The organism is Paenibacillus sp. JT22N12 (genome assembly GCF_056269365.1).
Map to the genome: position 1 here is coordinate 218,166 of NZ_JBWDNU010000004.1, position 25,435 is coordinate 243,600.

The window sequence follows — 25,435 nt, forward strand, 5'->3', positions numbered from 1 at the left end:
GCATATCCGCCCGTATTATAAATATTGAACGCGATGTTGATACGGATTGCTCGAAGGAAGGAGATAATCGAATGCAAGCACTTATCTATGAAGGTCCCCGATTGATGAATATGAGAGAAACGGAAGAGCCCGTGGCCGGTGAGGATGAGGTCGTGATCCGGGTTGCCTTTTCGGGTATTTGCGGTTCGGAGCTAAGCGGGTATCTGGGCAAAAACTCGCTCCGCAAGCCTCCCGTCATATTCGGCCATGAATTTTCCGGCACCATCGCCTCGCTGGGCAGCCGGGTCGAGGCATCCGGTCATTGGGCTGTGGGCCAGCGTGTAACGGCGAACCCGCTTGTCACCTGCGGACAGTGCGGGAAATGCCTGAGCGGCAGGCAGCAGCTGTGTGTGTCGCGCAAGCTGTTGTCCGCCGCGCTTCCGGGGAGCAATGCGGAATATGTGAAAATTCCGGCTGCTTTCCTCCATGCGCTGCCTGGCGGAATGAGCCTTCAGAAGGCGGCTATGGTCGAGCCCGCCGCATGCGCGGTCAGGGCCGCAGAGCTGGCCGATGCGAAGCCGGCATCGACGGTGCTGATTCTGGGCATGGGGCCGATCGGCCTGCTTACCCTGCAAGCTGTGCTCCAATACGGCGCAAGAGAGATTATCGCCGTTGATATGAACGAGGAACGTTTGGCGATTGCGCGCAAGCTTGGGGCAGCGCACCTGATCTGCCCGTCGCGGACCGATACGCTGGAAGAGGTCATGCGTCTTACAGGCGGAGCAGGCGTCGATACAGCCATTGATGCGGTAGGAGCGGGATTGACGCGCAGGCAGTGCCTGCTCGCATGCGCATCGGGCGGACGGGTTGTGTTTACAGGCCTGCATGAGGAGGAATCGATGCTGCCGGTGAATGTGGCGATCCGCAGCGAAATTTCGCTGACAGGGTCTTTTGCTTATTCGCAGCTTAATTTTCGCACAGCCCTGAGCTGGGTGCATGAGGGACGGATGGGTCTTGCGGACGGCGTTGTCGAAGCGCCTCTTGGCGAAGGGGCCAAGTGGTACGAAACCCTCTTGAACCAGCCCGGCCATGTGTCCAAAGTGCTGCTGGTTCCAGGAAGCGTCCGCGGGTGATCGCACATGGCTGCCAGCGTCAAGGACGCGTGGAGCTGAGTGTCCATTTGACGTTGTCAGCCGGGATAAACGGCAAGCTGCGCCATTATTGCCACCGTGTATGAAGGGCCTGCATCCATGGGTCATTCCGGTGAAGTGGTTGGACAGCCGTCATGCAATGCCACACAAGCGTGCGGGGAGCTGCTTGCGGTGCGGAAAAAATGCGGAGGCTGCCCGGGGCCGGATGACGGAATAAGAACTGCAACTCAAGCAGCGGGAGCGCCATGCAAGCTTTCGTAGGAACGCGGCTCTGTGTTATACTTACAAGCAAAATTGAACCGTGATCCTGGAGGCTGTAATGGAATGCTTAGTTTTGAAGAAAAGCTTGCGATAATTGAATCCTTTCCCCAGCTGGAGCGAAAAAACGTCTCGCTGGGACGTGTGAATTTCCACTTTGAAGAAAGCGTCCATGACAAGAAGATCGTTGTTTATCATCTGCATCCGGGCGGCAACGGGTTTGTTTATGCGGGACTGCTAAGGGGTTATGAGACCGATGAGCGGGGCTTCGCGAATATTCGCGAGAGCTCGGCGGAGGAGCTGCGCTCCCTGATAGACGAGTCGATCCATTCGCTGTCCATGAAAGTGCCGCAGGCGCCCCAACCCAAAAGCCGAAGGAAGCAGGCTGCGGCAAGCCAAGAAAGCGGGCAGGCGGGCAGCTGGAAGGGGCCGGATGATCAAACTCTGGATCTGAGGCTGGAGGACGATCTGTGGTATGTCTACGCCGGACTGAATCTTGAAATGGTTTTTGAAACCTATGATGAAGCGGAGCAGTATTTGCAAGAGGAAGGCTTCGAGCCGTCATAAAGGGACCAAAAGCCCGGTGCATGGAGCTCAAATAGGGGTTCCATGATACTTTGCTATAATTTCCGGGGGAAGAAACGGCTGCTCCGTCAAAAGACGGGAACAGCCGTTTCTTTTTAGCATCTAAGAAAGTAGAAGATTCCTTTTACTTTGCTTATATTTCTAAGAAAAGAAACTTGCTGCTACGTCAAAAGGACGGCAAGAAAAGTTTCTTTTTGTTTTGCCTTGTTTAAACAAGCGGCTGAACGGGGCAGACTGCCGCCGGTCACTCGCGCAGCAGCTTGATGTTGTTCTCATGCCGGCGGGTCAGACTTAAGGAATAGCGGTAGCCCTGCCGTTCCACAAACCGTTCAAAAGGCTGCCGGTTGCCGGAAACCGCCTCTGCTTCAGCCAGATCCAGATAGGCGAGGGAAGCTTTCACGCGCCGCTCCATCTCGGCCTGCTTCTCCGTCACGGAGCCGTGACCCGGAATCATGACGCGGACCGATCCGCCCGCAACCAGACGCTGCATGGTGTTCAAGGTCTCGCGGTACTCGGGGAAGCTGTAATAGACAAAAGGGAACTCGATGTCGGAAGCATAGTCTCCGGCGATAAGCAGTCCCAGCGGTTCAACAACGGTCAGGATGCCGTCCGGGTTATGACCGTGTGCGATGTAGAAGGTTAATTGGGTATTGCCGATATGCAGAGTTTGACCTTCTTCGCGGATGACATAATCAACAGGAGGGTAAAGCAGTTCATAAGGCCGGTCCAAATAAGCTTCATCGTCATAAAGCTGAACATCCCGGATCGCCTGTTCCTGATCGGTTTGCTCGGCAAAGGCTTGTCCGGCGATCGTAATGGCATCCGTGAAGGCTCCATATCCGGCGATGTGGTCAAAGTCGGAGTGGGTGAAAAGCAGGTAAAGCGGCCGGGAATCCCTGATTTCATCAATATGATGGCGCAGCGCCTGAATTTCGGAGGGCAGATAGCCAGGATCAACGAGCAGCACCAGATCATGTGTTTCAATGATGGTGGTGTTCATTCGGTACATCATGCTGCTGTAAACCGAGATGAAGCTTCGTTTATAGATAATATTCATGTCATACTCGACCTCCCCGATCATAAGACAACAGTTCCCCCGTTCGCGTGTTTTGGTACCCGCAAGATGATAGATTGATTAACCGCTTACGCTGGTTCTTCTATTTTACATGCTGCGATGGGATGTTGCTACACTTTATGCATGCGTAACATGCACGAAGCCTCCCTTCGGAGGGGCACGATGACTGCTGTGCTTCTCCGGGGGAGGCTGTTTCCTTACCGCTTCTATATGATCGCTATAACTGCAATTATAGCGGAGTATGCACGCCTTGGGGTCTTAGGCGTTTTCAAGAGGACGATTCGTCAAGCCTGCGTTCTCTTGCGAAGCTGTTCCAGCTGCTCATTGATGAGTGAATCCTTCGTCGACTGCTCCTCGGAATCCGAAGGATATGAACCTGCGGCGCCTGCTGCTGAGGCATAGCCGTAAGGTGTTTTTTTCACCTGGGAATAAGCTTCCCATTGATTGATTTTGTCTTCCATCCGCTGAAAGCCGCGCGCAGCGGTGCCTTCCTCAAAGCCATAGCTGAAGCTTGGCGTGGATGTATGGGATTTGGCCTGCGTTTGCTGCATGCGGGCAACCAGATCGTCGCGTTTCTTCTGCATGACTTTCAGCTCAGCCTTGGCATCTTCCAGCCGCGGCTTCAGCTCGGCAATCCGGACCTTGGCATTTTCCTGCCACGCTGCGGCCTCATGTGACTTCTCCGTATAATGCAGCTTTGCCGAAAGCGCTTCGCGGGCTGCCGTCTCATAACCGTTTGTCATCGCTTCAAGCGCCTTCGCATCATACATGTCCGCAATCCGGGCTGCTTCTTCCGCCTGCTGTCCATGCACGCGGACCGCAGCCTCCTGCTTGTGAAGCTCTGCCTGCAGGCCGTCGATTTCACTTTGCATATTGCGTACGTAATGATTCAGCATCATGCCCGGCTCTTCCAGCTTATCCATCAGCTCATTCGCTGCTGCTTTTGTCATATCAAATAGTCTGTTTAAAACTCCCATTGTTCATACACTCCCTTATCATGTTTGGTTTTGAAATCCGGTTTTCTTGCCGACTCGCTCTGCTTAGTTGTATGGATTGTAATGAAAGTGGTTCATGTTCATGATCGGATTCTCGGGCTCTTTTGGAATGATAAAGCTCGCAAGCAGATAGATCAGGAAGATGGTGCCAACGCTGAAGCATGCCGCTGCAACCAGGATGACTCTGAGAATCGTGGGGTCAATGCGCAAATATTGACCAAGGCCCCCGCATAATCCGGCAAGCTTCCGATCTGTTCTGGAGAGATAAAGTTTGTTCATGTGTGACAAACTCCTTTCTTATTTTAAAGGCGATTTTAGATTCTCTTCTTTCGATAGCTTTATTGTAGCTCCCTGCCGGAATGTCTAAAACAGTCCTGCGGCGGTTTTTCATGCTGGGCTTAAGTCGGGGACCCTATCCGACTCAAGGGGCACACGAGGAGAAATTTATCATTTACAGCCAGGCGCGCGATCTGGCATGATGGGATCAACTGAATTGGAAATCAACCAAGGAGAGGGGCATGAATAATGGAAACGCAAAATTCGTACAGCTGTCAGGAGCTCGGAGAATCCGGGGTGGTTTGGGAGAAGATAGAGCGGATTGCGCTGTCGGATGTCGTATCAGGCGGGGTTCCCCAGGCACTTACTTATGTGCAGATGCACTGGAACGCTGAGGGGCTGTACATACGCTTCACAAGTCAGGATGATTATGTGGTTTCCGACTTCACGCAGCATGATGAGCCGTTATATGAGCAGGACGTGGTGGAAGTGTTTATCGACGAGGAAGGGGACGGCAAGGAATATCTGGAGCTGGAAGTCAGCCCGCATAATATTGTCTTCGATGCCTATATCACCAATGATCTGAAGGGTAAGATTGAGGCCCGCACGGAATGGCATTTCGATGGCTTGGTGAATAGTGTGAGGACCCAGGAGGGCGGATGGACGCTCTATGATATCCATATTCCGATGCGGAATTTCAAGCGGCCGATAGCTGCCGGAATGAAATGGCGGGTGAACTTTTACCGGATTGACGACAAGCCGGATGGCGTACGTGAGTTCAGCGCATGGCAGCCGACGGGCAAAGTGAATTTTCATATGCCGGGCAAATTCGGATGGTTGGTGTTTGTTTAATCATTCTTCTGCCATAACGTCCCCAAGAATAGCCTCAGGAACCCCTTTTTCTTCTGATAAAGGGTTCTCGAGGCTGTTTTTTTGTCCTTAAAACATGCAAACGTTACTGCCCCTATAATGCCTGTCAGGTTTGAGGGATGAGAAAACTCAACACGGTCACTGAGAGGACGGCAAGGTTTTTTTCTTGCTTAATGTTCCGGGTTTACAACCGGCGGATGCAGCGGTATACTTGCATGTACATAAGTGTATTTAATGTACAAATGTACACGGAGCTCAATCAGGAGGCATCGAAGGCAAATGTCGGAGATCAATCATGAACGTTTTCGGCTGCTGGTGAAGATCTGTCAGCTTTATTATGAGGATGGCTTGAACCAGCAGGAAATCGCCAAACGGCTTGGTATTTCGCGTCCGCATGTCAGCAGGATGCTGACGGCTGCCAGGAATGAAGGTATTGTGCGCATCTCCATCAACAACCCCTTTTCAACCGAGCAGGGGCTTGAGCGGGCTTTTATCGAAACCTTCGGTATCCACGATGCGCTCATTGTCGATTCGGCGGAAGCGGAAGGGGATAAGCTGTATGCGCAGCTTGGCCGAACAAGCGCTGCCTTGATGGAGTCGGTGCTGAAGGACGGCGATATCGTGGGCGTGATGGCTGGCAGAACGGTAGCAAGCGCTGCAGAGGAGATGGATTATTTTGCGCGGGAGGAACTGCAGTTTGTGCCTCTCGTCGGCGGTTGGGGTCCGGCAGGCGCTTCATGGCATGCCAGCTCCAACACGGTGGCTTTTGCGGGGAAGTTGAAGTCCAAATACTGGATGATGCATGCTCCCGCTGTTGTGGCCAATGAAGCGACAGGCCGGCTCCTGCGGCAGGAACCGGAAATCGACAAGGTGCTCCAGCTAGCGCGGCGCTCCCGTGTCGCGGTTGTCAGCATCGGCGAAGTGGGTAGGCAGGCAACCATGGTCACCTCGGGCAGCTTCAGCGCGGAAGATATGGCAGAGCTGCGGAATAGCGGTGCGGCGGCGAACCTGTGCGGTTCTTTTCTGGATGGAAACGGACAGGAGATGTTGTTTCCCGGGAGCGGCCGGTTCATCGGACTGTCTGCCGGCGAGCTGAGAGGCATTCCCAATGTTATTGCGATTGCCGGGGGCATGAGCAAGGTCGAAGCGATTACAGCTGTGCTGCGCGGCAAATGGATCGATATTCTGGTGACGGACGCGGCGACGGCAAGAGCCGTTATGGAGTTTCATCACAAGCATTGAGTACAGGAGCAGGAAGGGGAAATGAATTCAAATGATGAAGCATGCAGCGGGTTCTATACCCGAAGCGGCCAATTCTCTGTTCACGGAGAACGGCTATTACGGTTCCTATGGCGGATCGTTCATCCCGGAAATACTGGTTCCGGCCTTCGCGGAGATCAACCGGCATTTTGAACAGATCCGGCATGACGAGGCTTTCTGGCAGGAGTACTGCGCGCTTCTGGCCAATTACTCCGGACGGCCAACGCCGCTGACCTATGCGGACATGCTGAGCGTGCATTTTGGCCGGGCGAAGATCTACATCAAGCGGGAGGACCTGAATCATACCGGGGCGCATAAGCTCAACAATGCGCTCGGTCAGGCCCTGCTGGCCAAGCGCATGGGCAAGACGCGCATCATTGCGGAGACGGGAGCGGGACAGCACGGGGTGGCGACGGCAACGGTTGCGGCGAAGCTGGGCTTGTCCGCAACCATTTATATGGGGCGCGAGGATATGGAGCGTCAATATGCCAACGTCTTCTGGATGAAGCGGCTGGGAGCCGAGGTGGTGGGCGTCGATTATGGCTCCCGGACCTTGAAGGATGCCATTAATGAGACGCTGCGGGATTGGGTATCGAGCTTTGAGACGACCCATTATGTACTGGGCACTGCATCGGGGGCCCATCCGTTTCCCGCTATTGTGGCCTTCTTTCAATCGATCATCGGCATTGAGGCGAAGGAGCAAATCCTGCGCTCAGCGGGGCGGCTGCCGGACCGTGTGTATGCATGTGTTGGCGGCGGCTCCAATGCGCTGGGGGTATTTCAGGCTTTTTTCCCTCATGATGAAGTGAAGCTTGTCGGTGTGGAGGCCGGGGGCCAAGGCAAGGAATCGGGCCAACACGCTGCCCGGATTGCTTACGGCGAAGGAAAGTCCGGAATTGCGCAGGGCTATAAGACAATGTTTCTGCAAAATGGAGACGGCCAAATGAACGATACGTACAGCATTGCCGCTGGTCTTGATTATGTCGGGGTCTCGCCGATTCTGGCTGATTTATCCGAGAAGGGGCGCGTGCGCTTCACGGCTGCGACCGATGCGGAAGTGGTGGAGGCGCTGCAGCTGGTTATGAAGACGGAGGGGCTGATTCCGGCACTGGAGTCGACCCATGCTTTTGCCGGGGCATTCCGGGATATTGCCGAAACTTCGAAATCGGATATCTTCATCATCAATATGTCCGGACGAGGCGACAAGGACATCTTTAACATAGCGGAGGGATTGCAGGATGAAGAATGGAAAGCTTTTATCAAGCGGAAAAGCAGAGGGCTTGAAGACCAGTCTTGCTGAACGGATCATCAAGGGGCGCGCTGACAAGGGAATCCAGCTGATGACCCATCAAATTCTGGGCTATCCCGATTTTGACGCCAATTACGAAATGATCCGTTTGTTCCATGAGAGCGGTGTGGATCTGGTCGAGCTTCAGCTGCCCTTCTCGGAGCCGATCGCCGACGGTCCCGTATTCCTCAAAGCCAATCAGGCCTCACTGGCAAGCGGCACGACGACCCGGCAGTGCATGGACTTTGCCCGGCGTGTGGCGGCGGATTTCCCGGATATCTCCTTCCTGATCATGACCTACTATAATATCGTGATACAATACGGTACGCAGGCATTTGTGCAGGAATGTGCGGATATGGGCATTCGCGGTCTGATCGTGCCCGATGCCTGCCCGGAGGAAAGCGGATCCTTCCTGGAGGCCTGCCGCGAACATGCCGTGGAGCCTGTTCTGATCGCAACGCCTTACACATCGGCTGACCGCCTGCGTTATCTGTCGGAGCAGACGGGAGGCTTCCTGTACTGCGCGGCGCGCAAGGGTGTTACCGGCTCGAAGACATCCTTTGGCGGGGAAACCGATCACTTCCTGTCGCGGGTCAACGGCTATGCGAAGACGCCAATCGCTGTCGGCTTCGGCATTCAGAGCGCTGCAGATGTGGCTTTCCTGCAGGGGAAATGCGACATTGCCATCATTGGGACGCAGCTTCTTCATGTGCTGGAGCAGGATGGGCTTCCGGGCGTGGAGAGGTTTCTGAACTCGCTGCAATAATCTGGATGTATCGTTTGTCCCCGTATATACATAAAGAAGCTCGGGCTGCCAACGGGCTTCTTTGGTATTTCACAAGCTATGCGGCAGCTGCAGTGGTCCATTCAGATGGAATCAGGATTGATTTTCATTTGCTTGAGTGGCGGTCCTCTGCAATACGCCGAATTTGACTTCAAGCTGGCCCGATAAGCCCGGCTGGTATCCCGCTTCCGATGCTGTACAAATTCTCATTCGTCTTTCTTTGCCGGAGGGATAGGCTGTAAGACACTATAAAATTGGGTATATCGACATAGTATTCTAAATTTCATCTAAAAAATGCAAGAATCGTGTTGAAAATAAAATCATACATGGTAATATTAGCCTATTGAAAACGCTCTACTTCTAACTAATTTGCTATAAGGGGTGGTTTCTGAAGACTAGTCAGAGTTAGTTAGCGGGGCATTTTACAATCCAACAACCAGATAGAAATAAAGGGAGAGAATGAAATTGGGACTAAGATTATTACATAAGAAAATTTCCGCTGTGCTTGTTTGCGCTATGATCCTGTCTGTCATTTCCACTCATTATGCATTTGCTGCCGCTGAATCCGGCGGGACACTATCAGATATCAATCAGTCTTATGCAAAAGCTGAGATCACCGAATTGGTTAACAGGGGGATCATCTCCGGCTTTAGTGATGGGACCTTCAAGCCCGCCGAATCTGTCACAAGGGCGCAGCTGGCAAAGATTTTGTCGCTGTCGCTGAACCTGGAGGAGGATGCAGCCGCAGCTGCAGGATTCAAGGATGTCGCTGCATCCAAATGGTATGCCGGTTATGTGGGAGCGCTGGTGAACTCGGGGATTTCCCAGGGGACCTCCGCCACTGCTTTTTCTCCCGACAAAACAGTAACCAGAGAGGAACTGGCGGTTTTCTTCATCCGTGCTTTCGGCTGGGAGACGGCTGCCAAATCATTGAAGCTGGATGAGAGCCTGTCAGATCTGGCCAGGGTGTCGGACTGGGCTCAAGCCTCGGTGTCCTTTGCTTATCGGATTGGATTCATTAAGGGGATTGCGGGCAAGGACGGCTCGTTCCGCTTTAACCCTTCGGGTATTGCCGACCGTCAGGCATTGGCGCGGCTGGCTTTCGAGTTTATCGTGAATAAAGCGGGTTACGCGGACAAAGCTCTGCTTTTGAACCCGGATAAGCCTGAGGACACAACTACGGACGATACTGCGCCACCCAAAGTCAAAGACGACTCCGGTTTTGTTTATTGGGGCCCCGGCAGCGGCAATGACGGAAAACCTGACGGCAGCAACAACGGAGGGGACAATGGCGGGGACAAAGACGATGACAGCGATAACGGCGGCGACCAGGGCGGTGATAACGGCGGCGATCAGGGTGGCGACAACAACGGCGGCGATGACGGAGAGGATCCGGCAGCGATGGACATTACAGCACCAGGTGAATATTCACTGGGCAATGTTACCGGCGATGTCACAATCAGCTCGCAGGATGTGGTCTTGAAGAATACAACCGTTAACGGGGATCTTTGGCTTCTTGGCGATATCGGCAGCGGCAATGTTACGCTTGACCATGTCACGGTTACTGGTGATACCTTCGTAGAAGGCGGCGGGCCTAATAGTATTCATGTAGCTAACTCGATTCTGGCTACTGTCTTCGTGAATAAGAGTGACGGAAGTATCCGCCTTGTGCTTGAGGATGGAACGAACGTTCAGCAAATCCAGCTTGTTTCCGGCGCTATTCTTGAAACAACAGCAGCTGTAGGCGATATCGGCCCAGTGGACATTAGCAGATCCATTCCTCATAATGCCGCAGTTACGTTGAATGGGGCGTTTGACTCGGTCATGGTTCATGCGGAGCAAATTGCCATTACTCTTGCTGCCGGATCCACTGTCGGCGACTTGAATGTATTCGAGCAGGCTTTGAATACTTCTTTCCATTTGGCAGAAGGCTCGACAGTTTCGCACTTGATCGCGGATGCGATTGTTTCCTTTACCGGACAAGGTTCGGTCCAGTCGGCACAATTGAATGTGGAAGGCATAAGCTTCGACGGACTATCCGGCAAGCCTGTCATTGAAGCAGACCCGACGGTCATCAGCACCACATACACGCCCGCGGAGTTTTCCCTTTCTGCTGTGGGAGCAACCCGTCAAATCGTATTAACCGGCGTTAAAAATGACGGAAATAAAGACATCACGTCCTTCGCAGGGTGGAGCAGCGACGATCCTTCTGTGGCGCAGGTAGTATATGGGGATGTTAAAGCTGTTAGCGAAGGAATCACCTATATTAAAGCCGATTACGGCGATTTTCATATCCAGGTGCCGGTCACGGTCTCTGTTTATAAACCCGGAGAGGCTTATCCAACCCTCTCATCCATTCATGTAACGAACGGAACCATCAATGTAGATTTTAACGGTTATGTGGCTGATGAGACTGCGGCTGATTTTGCCGTAACGGCTGTATTGAATGGTGCGGATTATGAGCTGAACAATTTGCAGTACACTGAAGGACAGTTCACGTTTGATCCGGTGGACAGCTATGGCTCGACCTTGTATGTCACTGTGGAGTCCAATGCGGATAAAATAAGATTTGCGGGAAGTCAGAGCGGTTCGGTCAAATTGACCGGCTTTGGCGGACATATCAAGAATGTTGCCGGAGAATCGGTTGCAGGACTTGATATTATTTTCCGCAAGGGCTTGGACAAGACGGATGGCGACATTGCCGGCACTGCAACAACGGACGCTTACGGTAATTATTTCATATACCTGCAGCCAGGCATCTATACGGGTGAGCTGGGGGGAGAAGGAACCGGTTATATTAAAACGTATTTGATCGGGGTAGCAGCCGTTAATGTGAAAAACACAGATGAGGATCAAACCGCAATCGGAGTGCCTAATGCTTCGGAGACGAGAATTGTATTGACATGGGGAAAAGATCCCCATGATCTTGATTCCCATCTTCTTGGGCCAACATTGGATGGCGGACGATTCCATACCTGGTACGCAGAGAAGGAGTATGAGCATGAAGGTGAAACCATTATTGACCTGGATTTGGATGATGTCAGCTCCTATGGACCGGAAACGACAACAATTCGCCGGGATATCAATGGAACCTACAAGTTCTATGTTCATCATTTCTCGGGTACCAGCACATTGAGAGCATCCGGCGCCAGGATTGAAGTGTTCAGAGGCGCTGTGACTGAACCGACACAGGTCTATACAGTACCGGAGGGCACCGGCAGTGAAATCTACTGGATTGTGTTTGAAATGACAATCGGAGAGAACGGCCAAATCGCATTCGAAGAGGTCAATGAATTAACGAATGCCGATCCGCTTACCAATCCGGGGACTTGAGAAAAGAATCACTAGAATATTCGAGCGTGTTCTCCAGAGCTTTTGGATAACACGCTTTTTTATGATTCGCGGCGAGTGGTTCCATGAATGTGTGAAATATGAATGTATTCCTTGCGATGGCGGGACCGTTATCCTCTTCTCCATGGAAATGAAGGATTTTCCAGCTCCTCGCTGAATATAGGTAATATAGAGTCAAAGGAGGTAATGAGGATGGCAGATTCCCAAGATCGCGCTTTTATATTTGTATTTACCGGACCGGATGGATCGGGGCGTAAAACAATTGCAGATAGCGTAGGTTCTACCCTTGGTCTGACAAAGGTGCTGTCGTATACGACACGCAAGCCCAGACCAGGGGAAGTCAACGGTCAGGATTACCATTTCATTACTCCGGAGCTGTACGAAGAGCTGGATGCAAGCGGTGATTTTATTGAAAGTGTGACGATAAATTCGAATCTCTATGGACTTCGGGGCAGTGATATCCAGCGCAGCTTCAAAAATAATGGAAGCGTCTACCTGGTGCTTAATCCCGAAGGTGCGGAAATGCTCAAACAGACCTATGGCAATCAGTTGATCCGTTTATTCATTTACGCCGATCGTCAGACGGTTGAACAGCGCCAGCAGCAGAAGGGAATCGGCGGGGAGGTCATCGAGCAGCGCCTGGGCCGTTATGAGACAGATATGATCGCGCAAGCAAGATGCGAGCATGCTTTCGAGAACTATGATCTGGCGCACACGGTGTTCGAAATCACCAACACGCTGGAGCAGTATTTGCAGCGGAATCTGGAAGAGCGGGATTAAGGAAAAAGGCTCACCCCATGCGGGCGCGGTACGTCCTCGGCGACACCTCGGCGACTTTCTTGAACAGCCGCGAGAAATAGAAGACGTCCGCGTATCCCAGCATGGCGGCAATTTCCTTGAGCGTCTTGTCCGTCCGCAGCAGCAGCATCTTCGCTTCGGCGACCTTCAGCCGATGCACGAACTCGCCCAAAGGATAACCCGTGTATTCATGCACCATACGCCGCAGCGTCGGGATCGAGATATGATGGCGGGCAGCGACCGCCGCACTGTCCAGCGGCTGGTAGACCGAATCGGTCAGATCGCCGATCAGCTTGTGGACGAACAGGCTGCGGCTGGTGGCAGCCGGTTGGCGCGCACGGTCCGCCATCTCGTAGAGCAGCGCCTCAAGCGCCAGCGACGCACGGTCCTGATTGGCCGGTATGCCGCTCTCCATGAGCATGAATACCATCTCCATTTTGCTGAAAAAAGCCTCCTCAATGCCGATCGTCTTGACGGTCTCCGGCTGCTGGCACCAATTCGCCAGCCATTCCTGCAGCCGCTCCCCCTCCAGGGTAAAATAATACTCGTCCCAAAATCCGTCCTGATCCGGCCCATAATGAAATGTCGTGCCCGGATACAGGCAGAACATGGTCCCGGCTTCTACCGTCTGGCGCGGACCGTCTCCGGCCTGGTAATAACCACGTCCGGCTCCGATATAGACGAAGGCCCAATGGTCGAAGGTGGTTCCGTTGCGCTGCAGCGTCCGGCCCGGCAGATGGCCGGCATGCAGAATCACCAGCGATTTGACGCTGAGCTTGCTGTGGTCAACCATGCACTGGAATATCCGGATCGGCAGCGGGCTGATCATATAATCCATGTATGTTGGCATAACGTGCATTCTCCCTCCGCTGAAGCCGTGTTATCGTAAGGACTAAGGTGAACGTTATTACAAGCGTCCCATGCAGATGAATTAATCATGACGTTCATGAACTTATTATATCCGGTTTCAAACCAGGGTGAAAGGATGGAATGGATGACAATTCAGGCTCGGAAGACGAAGTTGAATATTGGTGTTGTTGGTGCAGGTTCCATATCCAGCGCGCATTTGGGGGCTTATGCGGCCAATCCGGATGCGCGTTTGGTTGCGATTTGCGATCTGAATGAAGGACGGGCGAAGGAGGCTGCTGTCAAATACGGGGCCGAGAAGGTATACACGGATTACCGGGAGCTGCTGGCCGATCCTGAGATTGATGCCATCAGCGTATGTACATGGAACAACACGCATGCCGAGATCAGCATTGCTGCGCTGGAAGCCGGCAAGCATGTCCTGTGCGAGAAGCCGCTGTGCAAGACGATCGCCGACGCGCTGCTGGTGGAGGAAGCGGTGAAGCGGTCCGGCCGCCTGCTGCAGGTTGGTTTTGTCCGCCGTTATGCCTCCAACACGGAAGTATTGCGCCGCTTTATTGATGCCGGCGATCTTGGCGAGATCTACTATGCCAAAGCTTCATGTCTGCGCAGGCTGGGCAATCCGGGAGGCTGGTTTTCCGATAAGGAACGCTCCGGCGGCGGGCCGATTATCGATCTTGGCGTGCATATTATCGATGTATGCTGGTATCTGATGGGCAAGCCGAAGGTCAAATCCGTCAGCGGCAACACTTACCGCAAGCTGGGCAACCGGTCGAATGTACAGAATCTGTCTTTCTATAAAGCTGCCGATTACGACGCGGAGCGCAATGATGTCGAGGATATGGCCAATGCGCTGATCCGATTCGAGAACGGCGCGTCTCTGTTCGTGGACGTCAGCTTTACGCTGCATGCCAAGAAGGATGAACTGACGGTCAAGCTTTATGGCGATAAAGGCGGCGCGGAACTGGAGCCGGAGCTTGCGATCATGACGGAAAGCCACAATACCATCGTAAATGTCGCACCTCAGGTCGACCATTTGGGCTTTGATTTCCAGCAGGCTTTCAGCCAGGAAATCGCCACATTCATCAACAGCTGCCTGGGTACGGCGGAGACGCTCAGTCCTGTACAGGACGGCGTGGAAATTACAAAGCTGCTGTCGGCGATCTATGAGTCGGCGAGCCAAGGCAAAGAAATTCATTTTGACTGATGCTCTACCAGGAAAGGAGAGACCATGGTGAAATTAACGAATAAAATCGGCGTCATTGTGGACAGCTTCAATCTTGGCGTTCGCGATGGCTTGTTGAAAGCAAAAGAGGTCGGGGCGGAGGGCGTGCAAATTTATGCCGTTTCCGGCGAAATGGACCCTGCCAACCTGTCCGCTGAGGACAGGCGCGAGCTGCGCAGCATGATCGACGGATTGGGGCTGGATATTTCCGCGCTCTGCGGCGATCTGGGCGGCCATGGCTTCCAGGACCGCGCAGCCAATGCGGTCAAGATTGAGAAATCCAAGCGCATTCTCGATCTGGCGATCGAGCTTGGCACGGATATCGTCACTACCCATATCGGCATTGTGCCGCATGAAGGCAGCGGTGCAATCTATGAGGCGATGCAGGAAGCCTGCGACGAGCTCGGCCGTTATGCGAAAAGCATGAATGCCTATTTTGCGATTGAGACCGGACCGGAGCCTGCGGCCCATCTCAAGAGCTTTCTCGACACGCTCAGCACGAACGGCGTTTCCGTCAACTTCGATCCTGCCAATATGGTCATGGTGACAGGAGATGATCCGGTTCGGGGCGTCCATACGCTGAAGGATTACATCGTGCACACGCATGTGAAGGACGGCAAACGGCTGCGTATCGTGGACCCGCGCAAGGTCTACGGATTTCTTGGCTACGACGCCATGAGCCATGAGCATATTGCCGAGATGGCTGCTTCAGGCGCGGATTTTGAAGAAGTGCCGCTTGGTGAAGGCATGGTTGACTTCAAGGCTTACTTTGCCGCGCTTCAGGAAATCGGCTACAGCGGCTATCTGACGATTGAACGCGAGGTTGGCGACAAGCCGGAGCTGGATATCCGCCGCGCCGTCGAGTTTATCAAGGTCTATCGTTAGCGCCGGTTCTCCCCAAGAAACGAAAGAGGAGCTGCACGAAACCTATGAAAACATCGCTTAGTGTCTGGAGCTGCCACAAATATTTGTTTGACAAATCATGGACCAATGCCGACTTTATCGATTTTGCGGCCTCTACGGGTGCGCAGGGGGTTGAACTGCTCAGCGTATTTTGGAATGAGGAGACGGATATTCCTGCCGTCCGCGATGCGCTTGCTCGTACAGGCATCCAGCTTGCCTGTTTCGGGGCCTGCAACAATCTTGTCCAGACCGATGCCGCCGCGAGAGAGGCACAGGTGCAGGATATCCTGCGCTCCGTCGATATGGCGGTGGAATTTGGCGCCAGGGTCGTACGTGTATTTGCGGGTGACAAGAGGGATGGCATCAGCTACGAGCAGGCAAAAGGCTGGATTGTGGACGGTCTGAAGCAGGGTGCGGATTATGCTGAATCCAAAGGGGTCACGCTCTGTCTGGAGAATCACGGCATCTTCGCAGGCAGGGGAGACCAGGTCGTAGAGCTGATTGAAGCAGTCGGCTCCTCTGCACTGCGGAGCACCTTTGATATGGGCAATTTCCTGCTTGTTGACGAACAGCCCGTGGAAGCCTTCAATCAGGTATCCGCCTATATTCATCATGTGCATGCCAAGGACTTCCGCAAGGTTGGACCGGAAGAGACGGAAGGTGTGTACCGCTCCATCGCCGGCGATCCTTATGTGGGAACCGTTCCTACCGAAGGCGATGTTCCGGCTGCAGTTCTTGTGGGCAAGCTGGCGGAGACGGGTTACGACGGCTGGTTGTCCGTGGAGTACGAAGGACTGGAAGAGCAGCGTTCGGGATCGGAGCGGGCGGTGCGAATCATCAATCAGCTGGTTCATTCGCAGGGTTAATGTTTAACCTGTTATTCCGGGTAGATGAGCTTCATCATAATATACGGCAGGGGTATCGTTGTCTTACAGACTGCGGAGCCCTTGCCGTTTTTTGTTCTACTATGAGAAAGGTTAAAATTCCTTCATGCTCCGCTTATATGCAGATTCATTCAGGAGGTACTTAATTATGTTAAAATGAATGAAATCGTATTTCCGCCAGATGACTAGGATAAGGCAGGTGAGCGAATAGAATGCTTTCTATCAGAAAATCGCTGCTGAGGAGAACCATTTTAACACTGGCAGCGGCTGCAGTTTCCATCTCTATGCTTGCAGGCTCCGCTGCTTATGCGGGCGTCGATCCGCATACCTCTTATGTGGGCAATAATGTTGATACCCCTGTACAGACCAAAACTGTGAAGGATTACTGGGCAATCGCCATGGATAAGCCTGTGGATGATGAGTCCATGGGCGGCGGCGTGGTGGCCTCCGGGGAGAACAAGCTGTTTTTGATCCAGGGAGGCCAATTGCTGGCGGTGCAAACCACAACCGGGAAGAAGCTGTGGTCCTTCGGCAGCAGCCTCAAAACAACCGTTGTGTATGAGAGCGGACATGTATATGTCGTGTCGAACAGCGGCGTGCTGTACGCGGTTGACGCCGCTTCGGGCAAGAAGCTGTGGACATCCGCCGTGCCGAGCAAAGGCACTTCGCAGCTGTATGTGAATGGGAAACAGCTGTACGCTCTGAATGGAGACATCCAGGCCTACCAGGTCTCAGACGGCTCCTTCCTGTGGCGCGATGACTATAAGGAGCCGCTGCCAGGGCCGCTGTTATTTGCCGGGGAGCGCATATTCGCGTCCAACATCGAGTCGGGTGCGTATTCCTACGAAGTGCTCCATGCCTTCAATCAAGATACAGGCAAAGAGGCCTGGCAGAAGATGAACAAGAGCTTTCCGATTGCGGTTGAGAACGATACGATTATTGTGCAGCGGCAGCAGACCATTATCGATAAAGGCATGCTGGTCACGCTCGATACCCTGGGCATTGAGGACGGGAAGGCGATAAAGTCCGTCGATTATAATCCGGAAAATATCGATCTGGATAAAGAGGAATTCTATTCTCCCGGAACAGCCTGGATCAGCGGCAATCAAGTCTATATCGCGGTGGGGATGAAGGTATACGCATATCCCCGGAATGAGGTTCCCGCCGAAGCCGTGAAGCAGACCTATCTGTCTCCGGCAGCCGGCGATGTCCGTTATGCGCTTGGCCCCTTTGAAGGGCGGCTGATCTTCTCGGACAGTCAAAGTATTCTTGGCGTCAAGCTGGCCAACAAGGGGCCAGTTTTCTATAATGGAGGCCTCTCCAATCCTATTGCCCGCATCGATTTGATTGGAGGCGGCATGTATGTCGCCCAGACCGACGGGCGTCTGATTGCCATCGACCTGCTCAAAGCCGAACCGGTCGAGCAGCTGCTGACCTACGGCCGCGTATTCGGGCCGACCTTTGCTGCAGACGGGATGATCGTTGTGCAGACCAAAGGCAAGCTGCTGGCTTTTCCGCAGCCGAAAAGCCTTAAGTAGGAAATACACTATATATATCCAATTTTAGATATAAATGACATGATGCGTCTGCCTGACGAAGTTTCGCCTACGCCAAATCGTTCCACGGACATCGCTGTTGCCGGCTATGGGGACGGAAACAAGTGGTGGAGCAGGCATGGATGACCGCCATCTCCAGTACGTACAAAAAGATCGCCAACCACCTGTCCAGGCAGGCGAGGTTAAGGCGGTCTTTTTAATTCAGGCAAAAAAACTGTTATACAGTATTCAAACACAAAACAAGACAAGGCCCCGAAATCAAGGTCTTGTCGACAACCTATATATTAATTTTTATGAAGAGCTCTCTTTAATGCGTCGACATATTGTGCTTTGGCACGTTTGCTGATTTCCGCTTGAGGAACGACTATTTCAAAACCGTGAAAAGATCCAGGATATAGATGGAATTCAGTTGGGACGCCGGCACGGCTAAGCCGTGCGATATAATCGATCGTTTCATCACGAAAGGGTTCTAATTCTCCAACGCAGGTATAGGTTGGAGGTAATCCTGTTAAATCAGTAGCGCGAGATACGGCCGCGTAGGGTGATACTTCACCCCGATGATCTTCTCCCAGGTACATGGCCCACCCCTTTAGGTTTAATTCCCGATTCCATATTCGTTCATCTACGATTGCATGACTGGATGGAGTTGTATTTCGATCGTCAATCATGGGATAGAGAGGCATTTGGAATATTAACGAAGGACCTTGACGATCTCTTGCCAATAATGAAACTGCTGCTGTTAATCCGCCGCCAGCACTGTTCCCTGCGACAGCAAGACGAGAGGCGTCCACTCCCAGATCAGCTGCATGTTCAGCAAACCATTCTAATGCTGTATAGCAGTCTTCCAATGGAGCCGGAAAAGGATTTTCGGGAGCCAATCGATAATCTACGGAAACAACGACACATTGAGCTTCTGTAACAAAAAGTGAACATAGATCATCATTCATTTCTGGATTGCCAACAACATATCCCCCGCCGTGTATCCATAGGGTTCCGGGAAGAATCTCGTTTCTTACGGCTGGTCCATAAATTCTTATGCGAATATCTGGCCCCCCTTCACGACCTGGAATGAATCGGTCTTCTATAGAAACAGATTCATGTATAACCGGTGTCGATGCCAATAGCATTTCCTTGATCATGCTTCTGGTTTCTTCGGAATGATCAAGCTTCAAAGCCTTCATAGTGTCTAACACTACACTTAATTCCGGATCGTATTTCGTTTCCATTAGATTCTCTCCTCGGTCTGCAGCTATTTATTAGGTGTAAATACAATGGTTAATTGTGAAATAAACTCATCTCTGAGAATAAAATGAAAATCAAGCAAGAGGGGCACCGGCAGACCTGTTTTATCAAAATCGCCATCCACCGCAGCTGTGACCACAGTTTCATTATTGATCTCTTTCGCATCCATAATTTCTATAGTAAGTTTGGTAGAAAAATGCTGATGATCGCACCATTCTTTGATGGAGGCTTTCCCGCTGTATTCCTTCCCTTCATCAACAACAATAGCGTCCTCTGCAAAGATGGCAAGAAAAGCATTCGGATCAGGGAAATTTGTTGCATGGAAATATGTTTCAATAGGTTTTGGCCATTTATTCATCATGTATTGTCTCCCTTTCATCGTTGATTTCACTTCAAAGTATAACCTGTATAATATGACTACGTTATGTCATATTACATAGAGCTTTCACCTTACAAAATCTGGATTTATATTATTTTACACCTGCAGGCAGGCGCTGTTGAACTTGCACCATTTGGAATCAAAACAACGAATGAAGAACCAGGTGTCTTTTAACCCGGATTTAGGGGGCATTCGAGAAAACTGGCTGAACCAAAGCCGGAAATGCCCCCATTTATGAAGCTTTTTATCAAGCATTTGATGCTGCGCAAAAGGAAGATCAGGGTAAAGCGGTAGAAGCAATAATCGCGATGATCAACAGTGAGAATCCGTTTCTTCATATCCTTGTTTTTCCGATGGATTGACGTTGCCCGCCGCTTAACGTAATAATAGGCGATATAAAAGCAATAGTTACTCTACAAGGACGGGGATGAGGGCTTGGCCTTCCTGAGAAGATTGTCGATCCGCTCGCAATTGTTTATATTGGCGGGTTCGTTCATCATGGTGATCCTGATTATTATTTTTCACAGCTACTCCACCATGTCCGGGATGATTACGCGGAATCATGAGGAATATGTCAAGCAGACGATATCGGAGATCCAGAAGAATGTAACCTCCAACAAGGATGTCATCTACAGGCTGATGCAAAATATATCCTACAATGAGGAAGTCCAGAACTACCTGGTGGAGAAGAACGCTTTGCTCAAATACGACATGTTCAAAAAATTAAACAAGCTGTTCATCAGCCAAAGAGAGCTGAAGGAGGGCATTCTGGATATCGTCCTCTCCGGAAATAACGGGCAGTGGGTGGATCTGTACGGCGGGAACAAGTATGTATCCGCACTCAGAGATGCCGTTCCGCCCAAGGTAAATGCCTATTACTCGGGTGTCCAGCGGTTCGGAACGCTATTCGGAGGGGAAGAGGGACTGGTCTTCGCCACCAGCATTTACTACATGAAGCAGGGCGAGCTGTTCAACACGCGGGTCGGCACGATGTTCTTCATCGTAGATCCGAAGGCGCTGGTCGGCGAGCAGGATTATTCCTCCAAGCAGACCAACACGCAAATTTATTTGCTGGACCGGGACCAGAAGGTGATTACAAGCAATCTGCAAAATGTAAGCGTAGGCACCCAATTGACTGGTCTGCCCAGCGGCACTTCAGCCGGAAGCGATAAAGCGCTTCAATGGAACAACAAGCTCTATGTGATGCAAAGGCAAAGTCTTCCGGACATCGACGGAAGCATTCTGAGCATGGCGCCCAAGGATGAGCTGCTGCGCGATCTGCTCGACATCCGCAGGCAGGAGCTGCTGATTCTGGCCATCTGCCTGCTGATTCTGGCGATTCCCTTCATGTTTATTATTAATAATATTCTCTGGCCGCTGAAAAAAATGATGTTCTTCATGACCACCGTCAAGCGCGGGGATCTGCTGAAGTTCAAAAAAAGAATCTCCCTGCAGGGCTATATGGAAATCAGCATTATGGCCTCCGAGCTGAACAGCATGCTGGACGAAATCGACCAGCTGACGCAGCGTCTGATCGAGACCAATACCAGGTTGTACGGCATCGAGCTGGAGAAGAAGAAATCCGAGCTGGCTTTCCTGAGAAGCCAGATCAATCCCCACTTCCTGTACAATACGCTGGAAGCGATTACGGGGATCGCCGTCGTCAACAAGCAGAACCAGATCAAAACAATGACGCGCGCCTTGTCGAGTATTTTCCGCTACAGCATCAAGGGAACGGGCATGGTTCCGCTCAGCGAGGAATTGGGTATCATCAAATCGTTCGTCAGCATTCAGCAGATCCGCTTCGAGGACCGTTTCTCCGTCGATTATGAATGTACGGAAGAGGCTCTGGCGTACCGGGTTCCGAAGATGATTTTGCAGCCGCTCGTGGAAAATGCGGTATATCACGGATTTGAGCCCCGTTTGAAGCACGGGCTTCTGGAGATACGGGGATTCGTCGACGGGCAGGGAAGTCTTGTCGTCAGAATTGTGGATGACGGCATGGGCATAGATCCTGTCCGTCTTACGGAGCTGCGCGCCCTTCTGGCGGCCCCGCCGTCCGCTCTTGCGGAAGAAGACGAGGAGCAGAGGAGCATCGGGCTGGTCAATGTCAATAACCGGATCAGGCTTATGTTTGGAGAGGCATGCGGCATGCGTGTGGAGAGTACGCTTGGCAGCGGAACAGCCATCGAGCTGACCATTGCGGGGAGGAGAGAGCTGAATGCTTAAAGTGCTGATTGTCGATGACGAGAATTGGGTCGTGGAAAGCTTGAAGGATATGGTCGATTGGCAGCGCCACGGCTTCGAGGTGGTCGGCCAGGCCTACAATGGGGTGGATGCGCTTGAGGCGATGAACAGGCTTAAGCCCGATGTCGTCTTTACGGATATCAGGATGCCGGAAATGAACGGCCTGGAGCTGATCCAGCGGGCCAGAAGCCTGGCTTTTCCCATCCATTTTGTCGTCGTAAGCGGTTACGCCGAGTTTGCCTATGCGCAGAAAGCGCTGACGCACGGGGCTCTGGCTTATTGCCTGAAGCCCTTTGATGAAATCGAGATCAACGGAGTGCTGGCGAAAATAAGCCGGATGCATGCGGTCGCAAGGCCAACGCGCGATTCTTCTCTTATCCATCTGCTGGAGGATCCAAGCGCCGGGAATCAGCTGAAGCTGCAGGAGGAGCTGGAGAAGGAGGGGTTCTCCGATTGGAGCAGCGCAGGCATTGCAGCTGTTGTCTCCGTCGGTTCGTCCGAGCTTGAAGGCATCCAGGGGCCCGTCATCAAGCTGAAAATCGGCACCGCCAAAACCGCCTTCCTGCTTCAAGAGCGTCAGGCGGCAGCCCTCAGGGACAAATGGAGGACGGGCGTCCCGCAAGGAATCAGAGGAATCGGCTTCAGCGGCAAAATAACAGATTTGGGCGGGATCAGGGACGCAATCTCAGGCGCCGATATGCTTGCGCATCAATTTTTTGTTACCGGGAAGCCCGCGGTCTATGATCAGCAGCCGTTCCGGGATCAGGAACTGAACCGGTATATGGTGGATATGAGCAGCGCCGTCCGCGACAAGGACAATCCGGCCATTCATCTCGTTTTTGAACGGATCGGGGAGCTGTTCAGAGCGCAGGCTCTGTCTATCCGGCATGCCTTTCAGGTGTATAATATGACGGTTTCGTTCCTGTTCAAGCTGGGACAGACGGAAAGCATTCTGTACAGCTACGAGCAGCTGGTCCAGTCGTATGAGCATGTATTTGCGATGCTGGATGAACTGGAATCGCTCGCCACCGGTTATTCCGGCACCGCCGACCCGCTGTCCGTTGAAACCAAGAACCGGACCTTCAACGCCATTCTCCGCTTTGTTACGGACCATTTCACCCAGGAGCTGTCGCTGCAAAGCCTGGCGGATCAGTTTTTTATGAATCCGAGCTATATCAGCCAGCTCTTCAAGAAAGAGGTCGGAGAAACCTTCACCGGCTATATCTCCAGACTGCGCATCGCTTACGCACGCGAGCTGCTGGATCATGAACAATATTCCATCCAGGAGATTGCCGAGAAAATCGGTTATCAGGATTATTTTTATTTTGCCCGCATTTTCAAAAAAATGACGGGGACAACACCCAGCCAATACCGCAATGACCGGGAGTGACGCTCCCGGCTATGCATTATTTTTAGAATCCATATGGATTATCTTTAGAAAACTTTCCGGGAAAGTTTTCTTTTTTTGTGAGCGCTTTATTTTCAGCTTCAAAACCATAAATTGCGTGCATAGACGCATTGGGCCGGCAGGGGCGATAATAAATGACGAGGTCATGGTAACGCTTACGAGGAGGTCCAAGATGGAAAAATTATTAGGGAAGGGCATTTACAAGCACAGGTTCCTGTACATTCTGCTCCTTCCTACCGTACTTTATTATTTACTCTTTCAATACTTTCCGATGTATGGAATTTTGCTCGCTTTCAAGGAATTTCATATCAAAGCGGGCATCTTGCAAAGCCCGTGGGTGGGGCTGGCCAACTTCGGGGAGCTGGTCAAACAGAGCGATTTCTGGCAGGCGTTCAACAACACCATCATCATCAGCCTGGGAAGGATCGTCATCGAGTTTCCGGCGGCCATTATTCTGGCATTGCTCATCAATGAAGTGATGAAGGAGAAGCTGAAGAAATTTTACCAGACGGTATATACGTTTCCGCATTTCATCTCCTGGGTTATTATAAGCGGAATTATGCTTAACTTTCTCGGCGAATCGGGCGTGCTGAACCAGATCATCTCCGCGCTTGGCTTTGAGAAGCATACGTTTCTGACCGATCCCGGATTGTTCCGGCCGATCGTCTTCCTGTCCAATATGTGGAAGGAAGTAGGCTGGAGCGCGATTATTTATTTGGCGGCCATTGCCGGCATCAACCCGGAGCTGTATGAAGCCGCTTACGTGGACGGCGCAAGCCGGTTTCAGCAGTTGAAGGCTATCACATGGCCGTCTATCCGCGGTACGGCGGCGATCCTGCTCATTCTTGCTGTGGGCAATGCGATGAATGGCGGTTTTGAGCAAATTTTCAACATTTACAATCCCGGCGTCTATAAAACAGGCGATATCATCGATACGTATGTGTACCGCTCCGCGTTCGGCGACGGCTTAAGCTTCGGGGTTACAACGGCGGTCGGGCTGTTCAAGGCTGTCCTCAATTTCGCACTCTTGTATTTCGCGAACTTTATTGTCAAACGACTGGGTGGGGAGGGGCTGGTGTAATGGAACCGGCATTGAATCAAAAAAGCAAGGCACCGGTTGTGGATCATGCAAAATGGGCGCAAAGACGGGGCAAACTGAATGCGGCGGATATGATTATCCATGCGATCCTGATGCTGCTGACTCTTTGTACGATATTTCCGTTCTACAATGTTATTCTGATGTCGTTCAGCAACACGGTTGCGATCTCCAAGCAGGTCGTATATTTGATCCCGACGACCTTCGACTTCTCGGCCTACAGCTATATTTTTCATGAGCCGCGGTTTCTGAAAGCTTTCTACGTCACGCTGTTCGTGACTGCAGCAGGCACGGCCTTAAACATGCTGGTCACCGTGTCGGGCGCCTATGTGCTTTCCAAAAACGGATTTCCCGGACGGAAGTTTATTATGTCGGCCATCCTGTTCACCATGTTTTTCAACGGCGGCCTGATTCCGTTCTACCTGATGATGAAAAATTTCGGGCTCATCAACAATCTGCTGGTCATGATTTTACCGGTGGCCGTCAATACCTTCTATCTGATCATCTGTATCGCTTTTTTCCGGACGCTGCCGGCGGCACTAGAGGAATCGGCCAAGATCGACGGAGCCAACGAGATTCAGATTCTCTATAAAATCATTCTGCAGATATCGAAGCCCATGATCGCCACCATCGCGCTTTTCTATGCGGTGGACCGCTGGAATGAATGGTGGTACGGCGTGCTGTTCATGACCGATGTGCAGCTGCTTCCTCTACAGGCGCTGCTGCGGGAGCTGCTGACCAATTACCAGCAGCTGCTGTCAGGAATCAATGTAAGCTCGGTTGTAGCGCAAAATTCGCAGCTTCGTCCGGAAATGCTGAAAATGGCGGTTCTGGTCGTCAGTGTTCTGCCGATTGTCTGCCTGTACCCTTTCCTGCAGAAATATTTTTCCAAGGGCGTCATGATCGGCTCGATCAAGGGATGATAGAAGCGTAAGGCTTTTATTATAAAAAAATAAAA

General features: G+C 52.0%; 22 protein-coding genes. 16 read left to right on the top strand and 6 right to left on the bottom strand.

The genetic code is table 11. The annotated features are described in order from the left end of the window. Positions 1–71 precede the first annotated feature (71 nt). On the top strand, positions 72–1,112 hold the full coding sequence (locus AC0YOA_RS16605; protein WP_475787531.1) for a zinc-dependent alcohol dehydrogenase: 1,041 nt from the start codon (positions 72–74) through the stop codon (positions 1,110–1,112). A 342-nt stretch (positions 1,113–1,454) separates the two neighbouring features. Then, the gene (locus tag AC0YOA_RS16610) at positions 1,455–1,955 is read left to right on the top strand and encodes a hypothetical protein (protein WP_475771231.1); all 501 of its coding nucleotides are present in this window, start codon (positions 1,455–1,457) and stop codon (positions 1,953–1,955) included. 262 nt (positions 1,956–2,217) lie between these two features. Here the strand turns inward: AC0YOA_RS16610 and AC0YOA_RS16615 are convergent, their stop codons facing one another. The 3 genes from AC0YOA_RS16615 to AC0YOA_RS16625 form a co-directional block, all read right to left on the bottom strand. Beyond that, positions 2,218–3,030 (bottom strand): MBL fold metallo-hydrolase, encoded by an 813-nt coding sequence (locus AC0YOA_RS16615; protein ID WP_475787532.1) that lies wholly within the window; start codon positions 3,028–3,030, stop codon positions 2,218–2,220. Positions 3,031–3,332: 302 nt separating this feature from the next. Then, positions 3,333–4,025 carry a PspA/IM30 family protein gene (locus tag AC0YOA_RS16620; RefSeq protein WP_475787533.1) on the bottom strand — a complete coding sequence of 231 codons (693 nt, stop codon included), beginning with the start codon at positions 4,023–4,025 and terminating at the stop codon, positions 3,333–3,335. Between the two features lie 63 nt (positions 4,026–4,088). Further along, the gene (locus tag AC0YOA_RS16625; RefSeq protein WP_210043595.1) at positions 4,089–4,322 is read right to left on the bottom strand and encodes a PspC domain-containing protein; all 234 of its coding nucleotides are present in this window, start codon (positions 4,320–4,322) and stop codon (positions 4,089–4,091) included. Between the two features lie 246 nt (positions 4,323–4,568). On the opposite strand from AC0YOA_RS16625, the gene AC0YOA_RS16630 reads away from it, so the two are divergent. The 6 genes from AC0YOA_RS16630 (at position 4,569) to AC0YOA_RS16655 (ending at position 12,652) form a co-directional block, all read left to right on the top strand. Beyond that, the gene (locus tag AC0YOA_RS16630) at positions 4,569–5,171 is read left to right on the top strand and encodes a carbohydrate-binding family 9-like protein (RefSeq protein WP_210043586.1); all 603 of its coding nucleotides are present in this window, start codon (positions 4,569–4,571) and stop codon (positions 5,169–5,171) included. Positions 5,172–5,468: 297 nt separating this feature from the next. Then, entirely contained in the window at positions 5,469–6,431 is a 963-nt protein-coding gene (locus tag AC0YOA_RS16635) for a sugar-binding transcriptional regulator (protein ID WP_475787534.1), read from the top strand. A 31-nt stretch (positions 6,432–6,462) separates the two neighbouring features. Continuing rightward, positions 6,463–7,749 carry a tryptophan synthase subunit beta gene (gene trpB / locus AC0YOA_RS16640; protein ID WP_475787535.1) on the top strand — a complete coding sequence of 429 codons (1,287 nt, stop codon included), beginning with the start codon at positions 6,463–6,465 and terminating at the stop codon, positions 7,747–7,749. Then, positions 7,688–8,503 (top strand): tryptophan synthase subunit alpha, encoded by an 816-nt coding sequence (gene trpA / locus AC0YOA_RS16645; protein ID WP_475787536.1) that lies wholly within the window; start codon positions 7,688–7,690, stop codon positions 8,501–8,503. Before trpB ends, trpA begins: the two co-directional genes overlap by 62 nt. A 483-nt stretch (positions 8,504–8,986) precedes the next feature. After that, complete coding sequence (locus AC0YOA_RS16650) at positions 8,987–11,854, top strand: S-layer homology domain-containing protein (protein WP_475787537.1); 2,868 nt, start codon at positions 8,987–8,989, stop codon at positions 11,852–11,854. 210 nt (positions 11,855–12,064) lie between these two features. After that, positions 12,065–12,652: a guanylate kinase gene (locus AC0YOA_RS16655; RefSeq protein ID WP_210043570.1), complete on the top strand. Its 588-nt coding sequence runs from the start codon at positions 12,065–12,067 to the stop codon at positions 12,650–12,652. A gap of 10 nt (positions 12,653–12,662) precedes the next feature. Here AC0YOA_RS16655 and AC0YOA_RS16660 read toward each other — a convergent pair whose 3' ends face one another. Next, positions 12,663–13,520 (bottom strand): helix-turn-helix domain-containing protein, encoded by an 858-nt coding sequence (locus AC0YOA_RS16660; RefSeq protein ID WP_475787538.1) that lies wholly within the window; start codon positions 13,518–13,520, stop codon positions 12,663–12,665. A 144-nt stretch (positions 13,521–13,664) separates the two neighbouring features. On the opposite strand from AC0YOA_RS16660, the gene AC0YOA_RS16665 reads away from it, so the two are divergent. The 4 genes from AC0YOA_RS16665 to AC0YOA_RS16680 all read left to right on the top strand — a co-directional run bounded on the left by AC0YOA_RS16665 (position 13,665) and on the right by AC0YOA_RS16680 (position 18,087). After that, positions 13,665–14,744 (top strand): Gfo/Idh/MocA family protein, encoded by a 1,080-nt coding sequence (locus AC0YOA_RS16665; RefSeq protein WP_475787539.1) that lies wholly within the window; start codon positions 13,665–13,667, stop codon positions 14,742–14,744. Between the two features lie 24 nt (positions 14,745–14,768). Further along, on the top strand, positions 14,769–15,647 hold the full coding sequence (locus AC0YOA_RS16670; protein WP_475787540.1) for a sugar phosphate isomerase/epimerase family protein: 879 nt from the start codon (positions 14,769–14,771) through the stop codon (positions 15,645–15,647). Between the two features lie 44 nt (positions 15,648–15,691). Further along, positions 15,692–16,531 carry a sugar phosphate isomerase/epimerase family protein gene (locus tag AC0YOA_RS16675; RefSeq protein ID WP_475771241.1) on the top strand — a complete coding sequence of 280 codons (840 nt, stop codon included), beginning with the start codon at positions 15,692–15,694 and terminating at the stop codon, positions 16,529–16,531. Positions 16,532–16,761: 230 nt separating this feature from the next. Further along, a complete protein-coding gene (locus AC0YOA_RS16680) occupies positions 16,762–18,087 on the top strand; it encodes an outer membrane protein assembly factor BamB family protein (protein ID WP_475787541.1) in 1,326 nt (441 codons plus the stop codon). A gap of 302 nt (positions 18,088–18,389) precedes the next feature. Here AC0YOA_RS16680 and AC0YOA_RS16685 read toward each other — a convergent pair whose 3' ends face one another. Both AC0YOA_RS16685 and AC0YOA_RS16690 read right to left on the bottom strand, forming a co-directional pair. Next, the gene (locus AC0YOA_RS16685; protein WP_475787542.1) at positions 18,390–19,331 is read right to left on the bottom strand and encodes an alpha/beta hydrolase; all 942 of its coding nucleotides are present in this window, start codon (positions 19,329–19,331) and stop codon (positions 18,390–18,392) included. Positions 19,332–19,354: 23 nt separating this feature from the next. Further along, positions 19,355–19,708, bottom strand: coding sequence for a nuclear transport factor 2 family protein (locus AC0YOA_RS16690; protein WP_475787543.1), 354 nt, complete (start codon positions 19,706–19,708; stop codon positions 19,355–19,357). 453 nt (positions 19,709–20,161) lie between these two features. Here AC0YOA_RS16690 and AC0YOA_RS16695 point away from each other — a divergent pair, with 453 nt between their 5' ends. The 4 genes from AC0YOA_RS16695 (at position 20,162) to AC0YOA_RS16710 (ending at position 25,400) form a co-directional block, all read left to right on the top strand. Further along, positions 20,162–21,955, top strand: coding sequence for a sensor histidine kinase (locus tag AC0YOA_RS16695; RefSeq protein WP_475787544.1), 1,794 nt, complete (start codon positions 20,162–20,164; stop codon positions 21,953–21,955). Next, the gene (locus tag AC0YOA_RS16700) at positions 21,948–23,363 is read left to right on the top strand and encodes a response regulator (protein ID WP_475787545.1); all 1,416 of its coding nucleotides are present in this window, start codon (positions 21,948–21,950) and stop codon (positions 23,361–23,363) included. The genes AC0YOA_RS16695 and AC0YOA_RS16700 overlap by 8 nt, the downstream gene beginning before the upstream one ends. Positions 23,364–23,553: 190 nt before the next feature. Continuing rightward, positions 23,554–24,462, top strand: a complete 909-nt coding sequence (locus AC0YOA_RS16705) for an ABC transporter permease (protein WP_210043472.1) — start codon at positions 23,554–23,556, stop codon at positions 24,460–24,462. Next, on the top strand, positions 24,462–25,400 hold the full coding sequence (locus AC0YOA_RS16710; RefSeq protein ID WP_210043470.1) for a carbohydrate ABC transporter permease: 939 nt from the start codon (positions 24,462–24,464) through the stop codon (positions 25,398–25,400). Before AC0YOA_RS16705 ends, AC0YOA_RS16710 begins: the two co-directional genes overlap by 1 nt. Positions 25,401–25,435: the final 35 nt, after the last annotated feature.

Excerpts from the sequence above, each read along its gene's own strand:
- AC0YOA_RS16605 (WP_475787531.1), top strand. The coding sequence starts at position 72 with ATGCAAGCACTTATCTATGAAGGTCCCCGATTGATGAATATGAGAGAA.
- AC0YOA_RS16610 (WP_475771231.1), top strand. The coding sequence starts at position 1,455 with ATGCTTAGTTTTGAAGAAAAGCTTGCGATAATTGAATCCTTTCCCCAG.
- AC0YOA_RS16615 (WP_475787532.1), bottom strand. The coding sequence starts at position 3,030 with ATGAATATTATCTATAAACGAAGCTTCATCTCGGTTTACAGCAGCATG.
- AC0YOA_RS16620 (WP_475787533.1), bottom strand. The coding sequence starts at position 4,025 with ATGGGAGTTTTAAACAGACTATTTGATATGACAAAAGCAGCAGCGAAT.
- AC0YOA_RS16625 (WP_210043595.1), bottom strand. The coding sequence starts at position 4,322 with ATGAACAAACTTTATCTCTCCAGAACAGATCGGAAGCTTGCCGGATTA.
- AC0YOA_RS16630 (WP_210043586.1), top strand. The coding sequence starts at position 4,569 with ATGGAAACGCAAAATTCGTACAGCTGTCAGGAGCTCGGAGAATCCGGG.
- AC0YOA_RS16635 (WP_475787534.1), top strand. The coding sequence starts at position 5,469 with ATGTCGGAGATCAATCATGAACGTTTTCGGCTGCTGGTGAAGATCTGT.
- trpB (WP_475787535.1), top strand. The coding sequence starts at position 6,463 with ATGATGAAGCATGCAGCGGGTTCTATACCCGAAGCGGCCAATTCTCTG.
- trpA (WP_475787536.1), top strand. The coding sequence starts at position 7,688 with ATGAAGAATGGAAAGCTTTTATCAAGCGGAAAAGCAGAGGGCTTGAAG.
- AC0YOA_RS16655 (WP_210043570.1), top strand. The coding sequence starts at position 12,065 with ATGGCAGATTCCCAAGATCGCGCTTTTATATTTGTATTTACCGGACCG.
- AC0YOA_RS16660 (WP_475787538.1), bottom strand. The coding sequence starts at position 13,520 with ATGCCAACATACATGGATTATATGATCAGCCCGCTGCCGATCCGGATA.
- AC0YOA_RS16665 (WP_475787539.1), top strand. The coding sequence starts at position 13,665 with ATGACAATTCAGGCTCGGAAGACGAAGTTGAATATTGGTGTTGTTGGT.
- AC0YOA_RS16670 (WP_475787540.1), top strand. The coding sequence starts at position 14,769 with ATGGTGAAATTAACGAATAAAATCGGCGTCATTGTGGACAGCTTCAAT.
- AC0YOA_RS16675 (WP_475771241.1), top strand. The coding sequence starts at position 15,692 with ATGAAAACATCGCTTAGTGTCTGGAGCTGCCACAAATATTTGTTTGAC.
- AC0YOA_RS16680 (WP_475787541.1), top strand. The coding sequence starts at position 16,762 with ATGCTTTCTATCAGAAAATCGCTGCTGAGGAGAACCATTTTAACACTG.
- AC0YOA_RS16685 (WP_475787542.1), bottom strand. The coding sequence starts at position 19,331 with ATGGAAACGAAATACGATCCGGAATTAAGTGTAGTGTTAGACACTATG.
- AC0YOA_RS16690 (WP_475787543.1), bottom strand. The coding sequence starts at position 19,708 with ATGATGAATAAATGGCCAAAACCTATTGAAACATATTTCCATGCAACA.
- AC0YOA_RS16700 (WP_475787545.1), top strand. The coding sequence starts at position 21,948 with ATGCTTAAAGTGCTGATTGTCGATGACGAGAATTGGGTCGTGGAAAGC.
- AC0YOA_RS16705 (WP_210043472.1), top strand. The coding sequence starts at position 23,554 with ATGGAAAAATTATTAGGGAAGGGCATTTACAAGCACAGGTTCCTGTAC.
- AC0YOA_RS16710 (WP_210043470.1), top strand. The coding sequence starts at position 24,462 with ATGGAACCGGCATTGAATCAAAAAAGCAAGGCACCGGTTGTGGATCAT.